Source organism: Chitinophagales bacterium (genome assembly GCA_013816805.1).
Lineage (GTDB): Bacteria > Bacteroidota > Bacteroidia > Chitinophagales > UBA10324 > MGR-bin340.
Window position 1 is genome coordinate 1 of the sequence record JACDDS010000015.1, and the last position, 17,953, is coordinate 17,953.

The window sequence follows — 17,953 nt, forward strand, 5'->3', positions numbered from 1 at the left end:
CAATCAGGTTACAGAATTATCAACAATTTTGTATTTAATTAACAAAAGAAAAAGTAGCAAAAAGAAAAATAATAATTGCAAAGTGATTGAAAATATCACTTTGCAAATCTAAAGGTTGGTCTTGGCCAAGAAATAAGTATTGGCAGACCAACAACCTTTGAGCTGGACTAATATCGCTTTATGCTTCCTTGATATGTCTAATGAAATCCCATTCACTTTTATATAGAACATAAAATGATGCAGATGAAAAGCGATAATTTTCCGGATACGTTGCTAATTGCCAACGGTTGTTGAAAGGGTTATTCTACACCGCAGCGGTCACAAACAATTTTTCACCCGTGTTGGTGCTTCGGAGGTTTGCCGTTGCCGTGTCCCCTGACCGGCAACGAATAAGAGGTTCACCTGTAATGCTCAACCCGCTATTTTTACTTTACCATGCAATCCGGTAAGCTATATTTTTTCACCGCAACTATTCTCCACTGGAAACCTCTGCTTGCCCATGAAGAATGTATGCAGATCATCGGAGATGAATGGAAACGACTGGTTATGCTGCGCAGAATCAGCATCTATGCCTTCATCATTATGCCCAATCATTATCACATCATCTGGTCCGTGGAAGAGCCGTATCATCCTGATAATATTCAAAGAGATTTTCACAAGTGGACTGCAAAAAAACTCATCAAATGGATGACAAGATATCAGCCGCACCTTCTGAAAGATTTCACAGTAAATGCCGCAGATCGTGCCATTCAGATATGGGAACGAAATCCTCTGCCGATTGAATTGTACAGTCAAGAAGTAATATGGCAAAAGCTGGAATATATTCACAATAATCCTTGTCGCGATAAGTGGCAATTGGCTGAATTGCCTGAATTGTATCATTACTCTTCTGCACAATATTATTTACTGAACAAAGATGAGTGGGGATTTATTACGCATATACAACAAGCTTAGTAAGCTTGCGCTTCTGTTGCCGGTCAGGGGACACGGCTACGGCTCGCGCATAAGAGGCGACAATGCACTAACAATGGTAAAAATAACCCTTGTCGCGGTAAGTGGCAATTGGCTGAATTGCCTGAATTGTATCATTACTCTTCTGCACAATATTATTTGCTGAACAAAGATCAGTGGGGATTTATTACGCATATACAACAAGCTTAGTTTAGCTTGCGCTTCTGTTGCCGGTCAGGGGACATGGCCACGGCTTACGCATAAGAGGGGACAATGCACCAACCATGGTAAAAAGTTAACTTTGATTTATGGCAAAAAACCGCTCCACTGCGATAAATACAAACCCTGAAATCCTAAACGGCACTCCTGTTTTTATGGGTACCCGAGTGCCCATAAAAAACCTTTTTGATTTTTTAGAAGCCGGCCGAACCATTGAATTTTTTATTCAACAATTTCCTTCGGTAAAAAAGTCACAGGTTATTACCGTGCTTACTTTAGCAGAACATCTGATTGTTACCCCAAATGAAGATTCTTCTCGACGAGTGCCTGCCTAAAGATCTGAAAAAAGAATTTCCGGATCATGAAATTAAAACAGTGAAAGAAATGAAATGGCAGGGAGAAAAAATGGAGAACTTCTTTTACTGCTTTCAAAAAACCGCTTTGATATATTCATTACCATAGATACAAACCTGGTTTATCAGCAAAACCTGAAAAGATATTCGATTATTATTGCTGTAATCGAGGTTACCACCACCGATATTGAAACTTTAATTCCCATCGCAAAAAAGATGAATAAAAGAATTAAGAGTTTACAGCATGGAAGAATTTATCGCTTTTAGGACCAGCATTTATTTATTAGCCTTATGCTCTTTATTTAAACCAATCCCTCTTTCAGCAGGTCGTGAACGTGCACCATGCCGGCATATTTTTTCTTATCCATAACAATCACCTGTGTTATCTTATTTTTACGCATCATCTCCAGCGCGTCTACAGCCAGCTCATCTTTTGAGATAGTCCTGGGGTGTTTCCCCATAATATCCTTTGCCCTAAGCTCCTGGATAGAACCGTTTTTTTCCATCATCCTTCTGATGTCGCCATCGGTGATAATGCCGCTCACCTCGTTCTTCTTATTTAACACTGCGGTGGCACCCAACCGGTTGGAGGTGATTTCCACTATTACCTTATGGAAGGAATCTTCTTCCTGTACCAATGGCCGCGGATGCCGTGCATAAAGATCACTGACCCTTAAATAGAGCTTCTTGCCCAAAGAACCACCCGGATGGAATTTGGCGAAATCTTCCGGTGAGAATCCCCGCAGCTTTAAGAGACAAACCGCCAGGGCATCTCCCATGGCCATCTGTGCAGTGGTGCTTGACGTAGGGGCGAGGTTATTGGGACAAGCCTCCTGGGAAACGGTGGTATTTAACACAAGATCAGCGTGGCTGGCAAGGAAGCTGTTCATGTTTCCTACCATTCCTACCAGTAAATTGCCGTTATGCTTCACTAACGGCACCAGCACCTTGATCTCAGGGCTTTCCCCGCTTTTGGAAATGCAGATCATGATGTCATTTTCCTGCGCCATTCCCAAATCGCCATGAATGGCGTCGGCAGCATGCATGAACATAGACGGGGTACCGGTGGAATTAAAGGTGGAGACAATCTTACTGGCAATAATGGCACTCTTCCCGATGCCGCTGACGACGACCCTGCCTTTCGATTTTAAAATTTCCTGAACAATCTTTACAAAGTCCTCATTAAGCAAGCTTTTAAGTCCTGATATAGCGTTTGACTCAATAGTAAGTGTTTCACCGGCTATATCAATAATGTGTTTTGAAGAGAACTTCAAAGATTTATGAACGAAATTTAAGTTACAATTTTTGTAAAAGTATTAAAATTCCTATTTTTAGATGCTAGGTTGTAAATCAAAGCATAAACGGATAATAACAATTCCTGTTTTATATTTGTTTCCCTATCTTCTGATCCCGAACCCACGCTATCTACTTCTTGCAGATGCCAAAACCAGTCGGGACCAAAAATGAGATGATAAATTTTTCATACTACCTACAATAAATAAGGAATGGCAAAGCGTGCAATCACTGATGAGGCTGTAAAAGAGAAGCCGGTCAAGGTTAAAAGTGTAACAATTAAAAAAGAAGCGGTAACTGTTTCAGCCCAAAAAAGACTTGCTGAAAAATCTATTGCTAAAAACGGCAGTGGAAAGACTTCGTCCTCCTCGTCAAATCTTCGCGAAGCGCTGAATGAATACTTCGGATTCGAAAATTTTAAGGATGAGCAGGAAATGATTATCCGAAGTGTGATGCAGGGTGAAGATACTTTTGTGATTATGCCGACGGGTGGTGGTAAATCCCTTTGTTACCAGCTGCCTGCCATATTGCTCCCGGGCACTGCCGTAATCATTTCGCCCCTGATCGCTCTGATGAAAAACCAGGTAGACCAGATACGGGGATACAGCAGCAAAGACACCATTGCGCATTTCCTGAACTCTTCGCTCACCAAGGCCCAGCAAAAGGAGGTTAAAAAAGATCTGATGAGCGGTGAGACGAAGATGCTTTATGTGGCTCCCGAAACACTGACCAAAGAGGAAAACATACAATTTTTAAGCGAGCTCGAAATTTCTTTTGTGGCAGTAGACGAGGCTCACTGCATATCTGAATGGGGCCATGATTTCAGGCCGGAGTACCGGAAGATCAGGACCATGGTGGAAAGCATGGGTACGCGCATTCCGGTGATGGCATTAACTGCAACCGCCACTCCAAAAGTGCAGCTTGATATTTTAAAGAACCTGGATATGAAGGAGCCGAATGTCTTTATCAGCTCTTTCAACCGCCCAAACTTGTACTATGAGGTGCGCCCGAAAGGAAATAAGGAGACTACGCTAAAGCAGATCACAAAATTTGTGAAAGGCATGCCGGGCAAGTCCGGAATTATTTATGTGCTCAGCAGAAAATCCACGGAAGAAATTGCAGAATTTTTATGTGCGAACGGAATCCGGGCCGGCGCCTATCACGCCGGGCTTGATGCCACTACCCGCTCACAGAGGCAGGACCAGTTCCTGATGGAGGATATAGAAGTGATTGTGGCCACTATAGCTTTTGGGATGGGGATCGATAAGCCTGATGTTCGGTTTGTGATACATTATAACATTCCGAAATCACTGGAAAACTATTACCAGGAAACCGGTCGTGCAGGCCGTGACGGGCTTGAAGGCAAGTGCATTGCCTTTTATAACTACAGCGATATTCTGAAGCTTGAAAAGTTCATGCGCGATAAGTCGCAGAGCGAACGCGAGATGGGCGGACATTTACTGATGGAAACGGTTGCTTACGCAGAAACCTCTGTATGCCGCCGCAGGTTCCTTTTGCATTATTTTGGAGAAAAGTATGGGATTGAAAACTGTGAAAAATGCGATAACTGCCTTAACCCGAAAGAGCAGACCGAAGGGGAAGAATACATTAAGCTGTTGCTTGAAACGGTGGATGCCATCCATGAAAGCTTCGGTATTAATTATGTAATAGATATTCTCTGCGGAAATAAGCATAACCAAGTTACCATGTTCCGCCATGACGATCTTGAAGTATTTGGCGCTGGCAAAGACCATGATGACCATTTCTGGAATTCGGTTTTACGGCAGGCATTGCTGCACAACCTGATTATTAAGGACATCGAAAATTACGGAGTTATCAAGATCAGTGAGAAAGGCAGGAAATTCCTGCAGAAGCCGCACTCTATTATGATTTCGATTAACCATGATTTTGATAACCTTGATGAGGTTGCAGAACCGGAAGGTGGAACAAGTGCTCTGGATCCTATGCTGCTTAACATGCTGAAGGATTTGAGGAAACAGGTTGCCAAAGAAAAAAACCTGCCGCCCTTTGTGCTCTTCCAGGATCCTTCGCTGGAAGAGATGGCCACCTTGTACCCGTGCACCATCGATGAGCTCTCCCACGTAATGGGGGTAAGCAAGGGCAAAGCATTGAAGTATGGTAAGCCGTTTATTGAGATGATAGCGGAATATGTAGAAGAAAATGAGATAGAAAAACCTTCCGAAATGCTGGTGAAATCAATAGCTAATAAATCGGGTGTGAAGGTCTATATTATTCAGAATGTAGATAAGAAAGTCCCAATGGAAGCTATTGCCCACGGAAAGGGGATGAAGATGGATAAGCTGCTCGAAGAGATGGAATCAATCGTTTCATCAGGAACCAGGTTGAATCTTAATTACTATATAAATGATATTATTGAAGAGGACCGTCAGCAGGAGGTCTATGATTATTTCCGCACGGCGCACAGCGATTCACTTGAACATGCGATTAATGAATTAGGTAAAGACAACTATTCCATGGAAGAAATTCAATTGATGAGGATAAAATTTATGAGTGAAATGGCGCATTGACGGGATTATTTATCAATGGATGTAGTGATAGCAATCGATTATATTCACGTATAGCACACACCTTTCGCTTTCCTTAAGCCTGACTGTTTTTACAGGTTATCGCAGGTTTTATAATTTCTTTTATAGCTACCATAAAGTTTTACAATTTTCCGCATCCAACCATGCCGGTTTTCCGCAATATTTTTTATTCTTTTCCCTTCCAGCTTGTACTACTGCACTTGCGGAGGTACCTGTTCATGCTGGCTCCCTGGCTGTTATTAATCCTGATGGTAACCGATAATTTCGGCCATCTCTATGGATTTCATTATCTTTTCCTGGATCCTGAATATTTAGGTAAGGTAAACTGGTTAAGCTTCTTTATTGTCGGGCTTTCTTTGGGCGGCTTTATTTTCGTGTGGAACATTACCAGCTATATTCTCAATAGTTTTCGCTTTCCATTTCTGGCCACCTTTGAACGGCCCTTTCTTCGCTATTCACTTAACAATGCCTTTTTTCCACTGGTTTTTTTAATCATCTATTTTACAGTTATTACAAAGTTTCAATATTACGCAGAGCTGAAATCTTTTTGGGAGGTGGTAAGCTATCAGCTTGCCCTTCTCCTGGGAATGATGGCATGGCCCCTGATGACCTTCAACCGCTCTCTAAATATAAAAATTGAAACTTTTATTGAGCGCACTGCAAGACATCAGCTCCACATCCGTAAAAAAAAGCACTTAATAAATGCTTCCGTAATGACATCACCGGTAATAAAAAGGTTAACGCCTGAATTGCGTGTAGACTACCTGCTAATTCATCCCTTTAGGGTTCGTCCTGTACGGCAGGTGCTGCACTATGAGCAGGAGGTACTATTACGGGTCTTTCGCCTTCACCATAAGAATGCACTGTATTTTGAGCTGATCGCATTCTCACTGTTAGTGGTTCTTGCTTTATTTATGGAGGTGCCCTTCTTCCAAATACCTTCAGCAGCGAGCATGCTCCTGATGATCTCTATATTGCTGGCGCCTTTTGGCGCACTTTCTTACTGGCTAAGATCCTGGGCGATATCAGCTTTTATCGTATTGCTGATACTATTAAATCTGCTTGTAAAATATAATTTTCTCAATCACCGGAGTGAAGCTTATGGCTTGAATTATCACAATCCGGTAGCATATACTTTAAAAAATATTGAAAGCGCCGTAACTCAAATAACCATTGATCATGATAAGGCAATGGGTTTACAGATGCTGGAAAACTGGAAAAAGAAAGTCGCTGATTACCACAACCCTTTACAAAAGCCACCGCTGATTATTGTGAATGCCAGTGGTGGAGGATTGAAGGCTTCGCTGTGGTCATTCCGGTTAATGCAACTGGCGGACAGCGTGACAGCAGGTCGTTTTTTTGAACATTGTGTTTTTATAAGTGGCGCCTCGGGAGGCATGATCGGTGAGGCATATTACCGCGAGCTTTACCTCGATAAAAAACTGGGAGATTCAATTAACCTGCAAAACCCGCGGTACACTGCTAATGTTTCAAAAGATATTTTAAATGCAGTTTCTCTTACGTATGTGGTAAACGATCTGATGTTCCCGTTCCAGCATTTTACATTGGGGAATAACAGGTATCATAAAGACCGTGGGTATATGTTTGAAAAGCGATGGAATGAAAACCTGGGTTACATCATGAATAAATCCCTGGCAGATTATTCAAATTATGAATCGAATGCCACCGTGCCCATGATTCTTTTTTCTCCCACTATAATTGATGACGGACGAAGGCTGTTATTGTCGGGCATGCCGGTTTCATACCTTACTCAGCCATCAAAACGAATGCTTTCAGGGAATCCAAATGAGATGAAAGTAGATGCCATTGATATCCATTCTTTTTTTAAGGAACAAAACGGATCCCATCTCTTATTTACTTCTGCAGTGAGAATGAATTCTACCTTTCCCTATATCCTGCCCAATGTTTATTTGCCTACCAACCCTCCCGTGCAATGTATGGATGCCGGCATGAGAGATAACTACGGAGTAGAACCGGGCCTCCGCTTTTTATACACTTTTAAAGACTGGATCAATACCAATTGCTCCCGCGTAATAATTATTCAGGCACGCGGTGATTATGAAAAAAATTATGAACCGCGCGTTACCATCCACCCATCATTACTGCAGCAAATTTTAGATCCTTTTACAAGCTTATACTCCACCTGGAGTGACTATCACGACTTCCACAGTGATGATGTGATCAATATGATTGATAGCTGGCTAAAGGTGAATCTTAACGTCCTTTCCTTTGAATATGTGCCTGCAGAAAAAGATCAGATTGCTTCCATGAGCCTGCATCTTACTACAAGGGAAAAATTAAATATTCTGCAAACGATGAATAACAAGAAAAATAAAGAGCAGATGAACAGGCTACTAATTTTACTTTCTCACTGAAATAAAAGCACTGAGACAGCAGTTTTTACTTGTTGAATTTCAATTTAGTCTTACTGGCTCAGGCTCATTAGTTGCTCCATGTACACTTTCATAAAAAGGACGGTGCTTTCTTTTTTGTATCCTGTTATTAAGTTGTGCTTCCTTTGAAAGTGAGTTTAAAATGATCAGTCCTACCAGGTAAAAAGGGATACATGGTATTTTAAAACGCACCAGGGCGCCAAAATTATAGGATGTAAAACCCACCGCAAAAGCAAAGCATAAAGAGAAAAATAAACAGAAAAAAAGTGTTGGATTTTTGAGGGAGAATTGCACTAAATTTTTTATCCCGCTTTTCGACAGCACGTAAACGGTAAACAATAATATAAAAGCACTTTCCAGGGCTGCGGCTAAAATTACCAGGCTGTGTGCTTCCCACAAATAAGGCCTGAAGAGCGTAACATTAATAGCCAGGGGAACTTTGCTTATAACGTTTGTCCATGTTCCTGTCATAGTACCGAGGCTGTACCCCGACTCATTCTGAGTTTGGGCAAGATACCCGTGCCACAGCTGAAAATCACTGGCAGTTTTCATTAGATTTTCTATCGAAAATTTTGAAAACTGGTTTCCTAAATTTATGATAAGTGCATATCCTGATAGCAGGGTGATAGCAATTACAAAAGGCCCGCTTACAATCTTTAAAAAAGAACTTTTAATAATATTTCTGTAAGTAAGAAATATCCAAAACAACAATGCAGGAAGAAAACTGATAATAATATACGGCTTGATGATAATAGAAATATATGCAAGTACCAGAAGCACAAAAGAGTTGATGATCAGGTTTTTTTTCCGGAAAAAAATCTGGTAGGAGCACCGGGTGATCCAGCCTAAGCATCCAAACGTTACTGAATCTTTTAAAATGCCGGAGCCCCAGAAGAAGACCGAGGGCACAAATAAAATAGCCCATGCAAAGGCAACATATTTTTTAGGATATATGTTGACAAAAGTCAGATATAAAGCCCATACGCCGGTATAGGATAGAACCGCAATCATCATGGACATTACCGGATACGAGTGGAAACTGAATATGCTGATGATACCATAAACTTTATCGGTCATCCAGCCGGAAGGGTCACGAAAAAATGTTGCAGCATGGGTGTAGTTATACAGCGAAAAAGTAGTTGCATTAGCAGGTAAAAAAAGAAATTGGAAAAAGGTGAACACAGAATTATTGAGGGCTATATTAAAAATTCCTGCATCTGAATAATAATAGATCGTATCTCCCCCAGGGTAATAAAAACCATAGACGAGGCCCATGGCAATACCTCCCAAAATCTTTACCAGGAGTCCCGGAATAAAAAACTTTTTAAGAGGGGAATCACGAAGGTTTATATTCCGGATTAAAAATGCTGCAATCAAAATGGTGATAAAATATATCGGGACCAATATATAATCAGAATGGAAGAAGAGCTGTACCCCAATATCTTTTTTCATGACCTTTTTAAACCTATACTTTTAATATTTATTGATTCCTGGCGTTGTTTTATATTTTTATTAAGCGCTCAGCAGCTGATTCCAGCGTATGATCTTCTTTCGCGAAACAAAACCGCAGCATTTTATTATCTAAGCTATTGTGGTAAAAAGCGGAGACAGGGATAGAAGCTACTCCGTGCTCTTTTGTAATCCGGATGGCAAAATCTGTATCTTTTTCCATTGTAATTTCTTTATAGCTGAGCATTTGAAAATAGCTCCCGTCGGCAGGCTTAGCTATAAACCGGGATTCTTTGATCAGCTTTAAAAAATAATCCCGTTTTCCCTGGTAAAAGTCCCTAAGACCTGAATAATAGGATTGCTCTTTTAACATTTCTGCAAAAGCATATTGGTAAGGAGTGTTAGCCGAAAAAACAATGAACTGATGGGCTTTACGGAATTCACGCATTAGTTCAGCCGGAGCGAGGCAGTACCCCATTTTCCATCCAGTATTATGGTAGGTTTTTCCAAAAGAAAAAATTACAAAGCTCCGTTCTGCAAGTAAAGGATATCGAAGAACACTCTGATGGGCATGATCATCAAAAATAATATGCTCATAGACCTCATCGCTTAAAATAATAATATCGGAATTAGAAGTAAGCCTCTGCAATTCCTCCATGTCATTTTTGCTCATCACCATTCCTGAAGGATTATGAGGCGTATTGATAATAATCATCCGGGTCCGGTCACTTATACATTTTCTCACTTCATGCCAGTTAATAGAATAATCGGGCGATGTTAGCTCTATGTACACCGGTATACCCAGGTTAAGCTCAACAGCAGGGGCATAACAATCGTAGGCGGGTTCAAATATTATTACTTCATCTCCTTCGTGAACTACGGCTGTTATGGCCGCGTAAATTGCTTCTGTACCTCCGGAGGTGATGGTGATCTCTGTTTCAGGACTATACTTTGCCTGGTAAAGTAACTCTGCCTTTTCTGCTATTGCTTCGCGTAACGATAAAATTCCGGGCATGGGCGCATACTGATTCATTCCCTTTCTCATATAATATTCCACCAGGGAAATCAATCTTTCATCACAAAGAAAATCCGGAAACCCCTGGGATAAATTAATAGCACCACATTCATTGGCCAGTGTTGACATGATGGTGAAGATGGTAGTCCCTCTTCCGGGTAATTTAGATTTTATCGGCGTACGAAAGGCAGGCATAAGTTTTTAAAAATAAAAAAAATCGGCTGCTTATGAGAGAATGCTAAACCTTAATCTTACTGAATACGATAGATATGGATAATTTAAACTGGTTTATTGCAGTGTCTTAGCTTTATCAATTCCATTTTTTCCTGTGCCTTGAATTTCATTTATTTGCTATGTGGGGCGACCGTATTACGTTAAGGCGATATGAGCTATGAGTTTTCTTCTTCTCTTTTTTATATTCTATAAATGTCATGGTGCTCAGCCTGATGCAGATACTACTGAGCATACGTTAGTTATTTCTCATGACAGATGGGACGGTCTGTTAAGAAAATATGTTTCTGCATCCGGTACTGTTAATTATAAGGATCTGCTGCGCGAAAAACCAAAGCTTGACAGCTATTTAAAGGAGTTAAGTGAAACACCCGCTTCAGAGGCATGGACGCGAAATGAACAGATAGCCTATTGGATAAATGCTTATAATGCTTTTACGGTTGATCTTATCCTTAGGAATTACCCGGTAAAAAGCATACGTGATCTTAATTCAGGTAAGCCGTGGGACGATCCCTTTATTCACCTTAATGGTAAAACATATACACTGAATGCTATTGAGAATATCCTTCGTGAAAAGTTTTCGGATCCAAGGATTCATTTTGCTATCAATTGTGCATCGAGGTCCTGTCCTAAATTGATGAATGCAGCATTTAATTCCGGTTCATTAGAGCAACAGTTAACGAAGCTGACGGTTGAATTTATAAATGATCCAATTAAAAATAAGATTGCGGCCGGGAAAATAGAAGTATCTCCTATTTTCAACTGGTACAAAAATGATTTTCTGAAGTACGGATCGCTGATTTATTTTATCAATAAATATTCAGCATCAAAAATTTCTCCTGACGCATCCATCATTTACCTGGATTATGATTGGAGCTTAAACGAATAATTGTTTTATGAAAAACAGTAGTTTACTAATTATTTTCATTAAAAATCCCGTAATCGGAAAGGTGAAAACCAGGCTTGCAAAAACGCTTGGTGATGAGAAGGCACTGGATATTTATATGCAACTGTTGCAGCATACCCAAAAGGTTACACGTAAGCTTTCTTTTGATAAAGCGGTTTTTTATTCAGATGCTATTGATAACAATGACATGTGGGATAATGGCAATTATCAAAAATATCTTCAGGAAGGGAGCGACCTGGGAAAGCGCATGGTAAATGCTTTTAAAATAGCGTTTAGCAAAGGATATCGTAAGGTGGTGATCATTGGAAGCGACTGCTTCGACATAACTTCCAAAATTATAAATGATGCATTCGAGGCATTACCCCAAAATAATTTTGTGATTGGTCCCTCACACGACGGTGGTTATTATTTATTCGGAATGAGCACACTGTACGCCTCTATTTTTAAAAACAAAAGATGGAGCTCTGATGAGGTATTGCACGATACGCTGGTGGATATCCGGAATATGAACGGCTCTTATAAATTATTAAAGGAACTGGTGGATATAGATACTGAAGATGATTTAATGACGGTGAAAAACCTTGCTTAAACCAAATCATAAATCCCTCTTTTGTAAAACGAACATGGCAATGGCGGTGAATAAAAGCAAATAGAATCCAGTCAGAATCACTCCATTTATATTTATTTGCTGCTGCAGCGTTCCTCCCATCAACTTCTCAAAAGGTGAGTTAATAAGTTTACGGATGATACTTAATGGCATATATAAAGCGATCTTTTCAGGAAGTTTATATACCATAATTGGTTCAATAACGTAAGTATAAAGCAGCAGGAGTCCAATGGTCAGAGCTGCCTTTTTAATGATAATAGCGAGCATCAGCGCAAAGGAGAGAAATCCTAATAATTGTAAAAAATAGGACAGGATAAAATGTGAATTTCCCCACATACTATTAAAGCTAACGTTGTTCGAATAACTATATCCTAAAATTAAAGCAAGCATTAAAAGGAGAATGGAGGACGTGGCGCTCAGCAATGCAACGGTAATTAATTTTGAAAAAAGAAATTCACTCCTCGTCAGGCCATCTACAATATTCTGCCGCAGGGTTCTGAACTCATATTCGTTGCAGACGGTAATGATTATTACAATGGCAGGAATCACCATAAAGAAACCGGCAATATAAGTCAGCCATTGCCAGATATCCGGAAAGCGGAAAATTCCGAATTTATCAAATTGAATATCTGAATCATTGTTTAGGGTAATGTTAAAAGAGTTAAGGCTGCTCAGCACAAATGCCATCAATAAAAAATAAAGAATTGTTAAAATCCAGAATGTGCGGTTATGCACTAATTTCCGGACTTCAATTTTCCAAAGGTTAGAGACCATCATTATTGCTTTGTAATTTCCAGGAAATAAGATTCCAGGGTTTTCTTTTTAAATGACAGGTAAGACAGACAAATTCCTTTTTCGAAAAAATCCTGATTAATTCTGCTTCCGGTGATCCCAGGTTCGGCCAGGGCGGCACTAAAAATTCCCTGTGAGGTTTTTGTGATATTTCTTAAATAGGAAAGATGGTGCATTGCTTCCACCAATTGCAGTTCATCATCAGCACAGAATTCAACACTGGCATTTTCATTTACCACTTCGTTTACCAGGCCTGATATCAACACTTCTCCCTGTTTCAGCACCGCTACGTGCGTACAAACCTTTTCCACTTCATCCAGCATGTGGCTTGCCAGAATTATTGTGGTCCCTTGCAATGCAATACTCCGTATCAGGTTCCGTACATCTGCAATACCCTGCGGGTCGAGACCATTGGTTGGCTCATCGAGTACCAGCACTTCCGGTTGGTTAAGCAAAGCAGATGCAATAGCAAGGCGTTGCTTCATCCCGAAAGAAAAATTTTTGAACAGGTCATTCCGCCGATTAGATAAACCAACTGTTTGCAATACACCATCGATCCCCGAGTAAGGGATATTCTTGATATCACAGCTGATTTTTAGATTATTAACAGCAGATAAATAGGGGTATATATTTGGTTGCTCCAGCAATGCTCCTATTCGCAACAGGGCTTCTTTAGAAAATGGCTTTTCAAACCATGTAAAGGAACCTGAAGAAGCGTGAATGACGCCAAGAATAATTCCTAAGGTGGTGGATTTTCCGCTGCCATTGGGTCCTAAAATTCCAAAAATATTGCCCGGTTCAATTGTAAGAGTTAAATCGTTAACCGCGTGTACGTGGTTGTAAAATTTGTGAAGACTGGAAATCTTTAAAACTGAGGGCATGCCGGAATTAATCCAGGCAAGGTCTGAAAAATATTTGAACTGCAATATGCTGCAATAAATATGATTTGAATCAATTGATATAGTTCATAAAAATAAAACCCGCAGATTTTAGACTGCAGGTTTTATTTTAACACTATAATTTATTCAACTATAAGTTTTTGACTTGTTAATCCTCTCGAAGAATTCATTTGAAGAATAAAATTACCTGATGACAGCGTTCCCGGTTCAATCTGCCACCTGTTCCAGCCCTGGTGGGCATTTAATTTTTGACTGAATACAGTTTGACCCAAAACGTTTGTGATTATAAGAGTGCATTTCTCATTTTGATTGGAGTTCCAATCTAGTGTAAACATTCCGTTATTAGGATTCGGATATAATTGCAGGAAATGATCAGCGGTGAGCAGTGCTGTTTTACCTGCAAGCTGGGAGGCATCGACAACGTGATAGATGGTTCCATCAAACGTGTTCGTGACAAATAATTCACCTCTGTAATTTACTCCCCAGGCTACGTAGGAATAATCGGCCAGGTTAAGTAAAACGGAATTTTCCCAGGTACTTCCATTTTTAAATAGCACTTTAAAATTTCCACTGCAATAATCATTATAGAAATATTTTCCGAACATATTTTGAAAGTTCGTTCCGCGATAAACGTATCCGCCAATAACCGAGCAATCACCATTGTCCTGATGAGGGTAATCATAAACCGGGAAAACGTAGTTTGACATGCTGCCACAACCGGTTAAATTGTAAGGATGGTTTCCTTCATAGCAACGCCAGCCATAGTTTTCACCACCATTACTCGGTGAGAGCTGCAGATCAACTTCTTCCCATGCATTCTGCCCTACATCACCAATCCAAAGGTCATTTGTTAATTGGTCAAAGCTAAAACGCCATGGGTTACGCATTCCAAGTGCCCATATCTCATCCTTATATCCTGATACACCTACAAAAGGGTTCGATGGCGGAATGCTGTAAGGATTTCCGGAGTGAACATCAATACGAAGCATTTTCCCCAATAACTCTTTTGGGTTTTGCGCATTATTCTGAAAATCTCCTTCGGGGCCGCCATCACCCAAGCCTATATATAAATAATTATCAGGACCAAACCTTAGACATCCACCATTGTGGTTTGGAGAGGGCTGATGAACTCCAAGAATTTTAAGCTCACTTTGTTTATCTGCTTTGTTCGGATTAGTATTGCTTACCTGAAACCGTGCAATACGTGTATCCTGGTTTTGATTAATATAGTTTACATAGAAATAGCCATTGTTCTTATAGTCAGGATCAAAAGCTAAACCAAGAAGCCCCTGCTCACTTCCAACTGAATAAACTTTATTGGTGATGTCGAGAAAAGGTTTAGCTCTTTTATTTCCTGCAGAATCACAGATCCAGATTTTTCCGCTTTGCTCAACAATAAACAACCGGCTGTCACCGCAATTTTCAATATCCAGGGCTCCTGAATATCCGCTTGAAAAAGGAACCAGCTGAAGCGTGGGTAATTGTGCACTACTCCATTTAGAAGTACACACTATTATTGAAAAGAAGAAAAGGAAACTAATAACCCGGCCATAAAGAAAACCTGTTAAATTTTTTTTTGAAAGTAATGTGTGCGTCATAGAAATAAATTTATAGGTTAAAAATTAATGATTGGTTAACCAATTTTACGCATAAATACCATGCAAAAAAAATAGTCTTTAGCTGTTCTTTTTCTGCAGTAGATACTCTTCATATTTGAATATCTGTTGAATAAGTAATCTTAAGGAAAACTAAATTATAACAATCCTGCGCTACCTGCCCTTGGAAATATCAAGGGTTACTAAGCTTTTTTTTCATTGACGCCTATATAAATTCGACCATCTTTAAAAGAATCTTCTTCATCCTTAACATACTTTTACATTTTACCAGAGGCAGTTAAATAATTTTGTCCACCAGATTATTATATAGCAGAAAACGATATGGAATTAACGGACCAGATTAAACAAGCAGCTGCATACATTCAGAATAAAAAAATTTCAGAACCACAAATTGGAATTATTCTTGGAACCGGAATTGGTAAGCTTGGTGATAAAATTCAGGCAGATGTAATAATTAACTACGAAGAGATACCTCACTTTCCCCTTTCTACTATTGAATTTCACAGTGGTAAATTAATCTATGGCAATCTTGGAGGAAAGAAGGTAATTGCACTGCAGGGTCGCTTCCATGCATATGAAGGTTATACCATGCAGCAAATCACGTTTCCTGTAAGGGTTTTGAAGCAGCTCGGAGTTCGGGAGTTGATCATTACCAATGCTGCAGGAAGTATGAATCCAGCTATGAAGAAAGGAGAATTGATGGTTATTGAGGATCATATAAACCTGCAGCCTGGAAATCCGCTTGCCGGTAAAAATTACAATGAATTAGGCTCCCGGTTTCCCGATATGAGCAAGCCATATAACCATTCGATGATTCAAAAATTATCAGACATTGCAGCTCACATGAACCTTACGCTCCATAAAGGTGTTTACGTGTCCGTGCAAGGTCCTAATCTCGAGACAAAAGCCGAATACCGTTATCTGAGAATGATTGGTGCAGACGTTGTTGGTATGTCAACTGTTCCTGAGGTGATCGTTGCAAATCACTCGTCTCTGCCTGTAGCAGCAATTTCTGTAATTACGGATGAGTGCGATCCGGAAAATCTAAAACCTGTTAGCATTGCGGATATCATTGAAACGGCTGGCAAAGCTGAAGTGTTTCTTACTTCATTAATCTATAAGTATATAGAAGAAGTGAACTTTTAAATGAATTATTATAACTAAGTCATATCAAAAATATATGAAGACCTATTACAACCCCGATGATCTTAAAAAATTTGGAAATATTTCCGAATTCGATAAACCGCTTGCGGATAAATTTTTCAGCTGGTATGGAGACGTCTTTGCTGAAGGTGCACTTACAGCCCGGGAAAAATCATTGATTGCCCTGGCCGTTTCACATGCCGTTCAATGCCCCTATTGCATCGATGCATACAGTGAAGACACGCTTGCAAAAGGATGTACCGAAGAGCAAATGATGGAAGCAGTTCATGTAGCAGCTGCCATCCGGGGTGGTGCTTCTCTCGTACATGCCACACAGATGATGAATAAGGCAAAAGAACTTTCCATGTAATTTTCTTTATAACCGCATTTCATCACAGCCTCATGAAGTCACTCCTTGCCCAGCACCATGAATTATCAAGTACTGCAAAGCAAATGCAGCTACTGGATGATGTAGTGCAGGCAGGTTTAATTCCTTCTTTTCAGGAAAAAATTAATGAGATAGGCCATTATCCATTACGGCCTGGCGCCATGGAGATTTTCCAGCTTAACATGGGTAAAATGTGCAACCAGACCTGTAAGCATTGCCATGTGGATGCAGGACCTGACCGCTCAGAAATAATGAGCAGAGAAACGATGGAACTGTGTTTGCAGGCGCTTGCTGAAACAAACATACCTATTGTTGACATTACCGGTGGTGCCCCTGAATTGAATTCTGACTTTCGCTGGTTTGTTGAAGAGTGCCGGAAGCTTGGGAAAAAAGTAATGGATCGGTGCAACCTCACCATTATTCTTGCCAATAAAAAATACTACGACCTGCCTCAATTTTTTGCTGAGAACCAGGTGGAAATAGTGAGTTCCCTTCCCTTTTATAATGCTGATCGCACGGATCGGCAACGTGGTGTAGGAGTCTTTGACACATCGGTGAAAGCGTTAAAGATGTTGAATGAAGTGGGCTACGGTAAAGAGAATTCGGAATTGATTTTGAACCTTGTCTACAATCCCACAGGCGCATTTCTTTCATCAGGGCAGCAGGTATTGGAAGCTCAATTTAAAAAAGTATTGCTTGAAGAGCATGGTATTGAATTCAATAATTTATACGCTATTACCAATATGCCTATCAGCAGGTTCCTGGAATACCTTGTGAGATCCGGAAATTATGAATCATACCTCGAAAAACTAGTGACTGCATTTAATCCATCGGCTATTGCCGGAGTAATGTGCCGGAATACCATTTCGATCGGATGGGATGGTTATATCTATGATTGCGACTTTAATCAAATGCTCGATCTGAAAATCAGCAACAGCACTCATCAGCCTATGCATATCAGGGAATTTAATCTTGATTATTTAAATAAGAGAGATATTATTATTTCACAGCACTGTTTTGGTTGTACTGCAGGAGCGGGATCGAGTTGTGGAGGAGAAGTAATAAAAACTTCTGTGGAAGCATTGATGCCAGTATAAGTCGTAAATAGA

At 40.1% G+C, this 17,953-nt stretch carries 16 protein-coding genes; 10 read left to right on the top strand and 6 right to left on the bottom strand.

The genetic code is table 11. From position 1 onward, the window contains the following. Nucleotides 1-435 precede the first annotated feature (435 nt). From H0W62_12430 to H0W62_12440, 3 genes are all read left to right on the top strand, one after another. Entirely contained in the window at nucleotides 436-954 is a 519-nt protein-coding gene (locus H0W62_12430) for a transposase (protein ID MBA3649336.1), read from the top strand. Between the two features lie 305 nt (nucleotides 955-1,259). After that, a complete protein-coding gene (locus H0W62_12435; GenBank protein MBA3649337.1) occupies nucleotides 1,260-1,505 on the top strand; it encodes a DUF433 domain-containing protein in 246 nt (81 codons plus the stop codon). A 54-nt stretch (nucleotides 1,506-1,559) separates the two neighbouring features. Beyond that, nucleotides 1,560-1,790 carry a hypothetical protein gene (locus H0W62_12440; protein ID MBA3649338.1) on the top strand — a complete coding sequence of 77 codons (231 nt, stop codon included), beginning with the start codon at nucleotides 1,560-1,562 and terminating at the stop codon, nucleotides 1,788-1,790. Between the two features lie 35 nt (nucleotides 1,791-1,825). Here H0W62_12440 and H0W62_12445 read toward each other — a convergent pair whose 3' ends face one another. Beyond that, nucleotides 1,826-2,797, bottom strand: a complete 972-nt coding sequence (locus H0W62_12445) for a KpsF/GutQ family sugar-phosphate isomerase (GenBank protein MBA3649339.1) — start codon at nucleotides 2,795-2,797, stop codon at nucleotides 1,826-1,828. A gap of 231 nt (nucleotides 2,798-3,028) precedes the next feature. On the opposite strand from H0W62_12445, the gene recQ reads away from it, so the two are divergent. Both recQ and H0W62_12455 read left to right on the top strand, forming a co-directional pair. Then, a complete protein-coding gene (gene recQ / locus H0W62_12450) occupies nucleotides 3,029-5,365 on the top strand; it encodes a DNA helicase RecQ (GenBank protein MBA3649340.1) in 2,337 nt (778 codons plus the stop codon). A gap of 161 nt (nucleotides 5,366-5,526) precedes the next feature. After that, the gene (locus H0W62_12455) at nucleotides 5,527-7,779 is read left to right on the top strand and encodes a hypothetical protein (protein MBA3649341.1); all 2,253 of its coding nucleotides are present in this window, start codon (nucleotides 5,527-5,529) and stop codon (nucleotides 7,777-7,779) included. Between the two features lie 39 nt (nucleotides 7,780-7,818). Here the strand turns inward: H0W62_12455 and H0W62_12460 are convergent, their stop codons facing one another. Together H0W62_12460 and H0W62_12465 are read right to left on the bottom strand one after the other, a co-directional pair. After that, nucleotides 7,819-9,249: a hypothetical protein gene (locus tag H0W62_12460; protein ID MBA3649342.1), complete on the bottom strand. Its 1,431-nt coding sequence runs from the start codon at nucleotides 9,247-9,249 to the stop codon at nucleotides 7,819-7,821. Between the two features lie 49 nt (nucleotides 9,250-9,298). Beyond that, nucleotides 9,299-10,456, bottom strand: coding sequence for a methionine aminotransferase (locus H0W62_12465; GenBank protein ID MBA3649343.1), 1,158 nt, complete (start codon nucleotides 10,454-10,456; stop codon nucleotides 9,299-9,301). Nucleotides 10,457-10,652: 196 nt separating this feature from the next. Here H0W62_12465 and H0W62_12470 point away from each other — a divergent pair, with 196 nt between their 5' ends. Both H0W62_12470 and H0W62_12475 read left to right on the top strand, forming a co-directional pair. Then, nucleotides 10,653-11,381, top strand: coding sequence for a DUF547 domain-containing protein (locus tag H0W62_12470; protein MBA3649344.1), 729 nt, complete (start codon nucleotides 10,653-10,655; stop codon nucleotides 11,379-11,381). Nucleotides 11,382-11,388: 7 nt separating this feature from the next. Further along, the gene (locus H0W62_12475; GenBank protein MBA3649345.1) at nucleotides 11,389-11,988 is read left to right on the top strand and encodes a TIGR04282 family arsenosugar biosynthesis glycosyltransferase; all 600 of its coding nucleotides are present in this window, start codon (nucleotides 11,389-11,391) and stop codon (nucleotides 11,986-11,988) included. A gap of 6 nt (nucleotides 11,989-11,994) precedes the next feature. Here H0W62_12475 and H0W62_12480 read toward each other — a convergent pair whose 3' ends face one another. The 3 genes from H0W62_12480 to H0W62_12490 form a co-directional block, all read right to left on the bottom strand. Next, entirely contained in the window at nucleotides 11,995-12,783 is a 789-nt protein-coding gene (locus H0W62_12480; GenBank protein ID MBA3649346.1) for an ABC transporter permease subunit, read from the bottom strand. After that, nucleotides 12,783-13,679 carry an ATP-binding cassette domain-containing protein gene (locus tag H0W62_12485; GenBank protein ID MBA3649347.1) on the bottom strand — a complete coding sequence of 299 codons (897 nt, stop codon included), beginning with the start codon at nucleotides 13,677-13,679 and terminating at the stop codon, nucleotides 12,783-12,785. Before H0W62_12485 ends, H0W62_12480 begins: the two co-directional genes overlap by 1 nt. A gap of 140 nt (nucleotides 13,680-13,819) precedes the next feature. Continuing rightward, nucleotides 13,820-15,295: a PQQ-dependent sugar dehydrogenase gene (locus H0W62_12490; GenBank protein MBA3649348.1), complete on the bottom strand. Its 1,476-nt coding sequence runs from the start codon at nucleotides 15,293-15,295 to the stop codon at nucleotides 13,820-13,822. Nucleotides 15,296-15,634: 339 nt separating this feature from the next. Here H0W62_12490 and H0W62_12495 point away from each other — a divergent pair, with 339 nt between their 5' ends. From H0W62_12495 to arsS, 3 genes are read left to right on the top strand one after another with little or no spacing between them, the layout of a single operon-like run. After that, complete coding sequence (locus tag H0W62_12495) at nucleotides 15,635-16,459, top strand: purine-nucleoside phosphorylase (GenBank protein ID MBA3649349.1); 825 nt, start codon at nucleotides 15,635-15,637, stop codon at nucleotides 16,457-16,459. A 34-nt stretch (nucleotides 16,460-16,493) separates the two neighbouring features. Continuing rightward, a complete protein-coding gene (locus H0W62_12500; GenBank protein ID MBA3649350.1) occupies nucleotides 16,494-16,826 on the top strand; it encodes a carboxymuconolactone decarboxylase family protein in 333 nt (110 codons plus the stop codon). A gap of 32 nt (nucleotides 16,827-16,858) precedes the next feature. Next, on the top strand, nucleotides 16,859-17,941 hold the full coding sequence (gene arsS, locus H0W62_12505; GenBank protein MBA3649351.1) for an arsenosugar biosynthesis radical SAM protein ArsS: 1,083 nt from the start codon (nucleotides 16,859-16,861) through the stop codon (nucleotides 17,939-17,941). The last annotated feature ends 12 nt before the right edge of the window (nucleotides 17,942-17,953 follow it).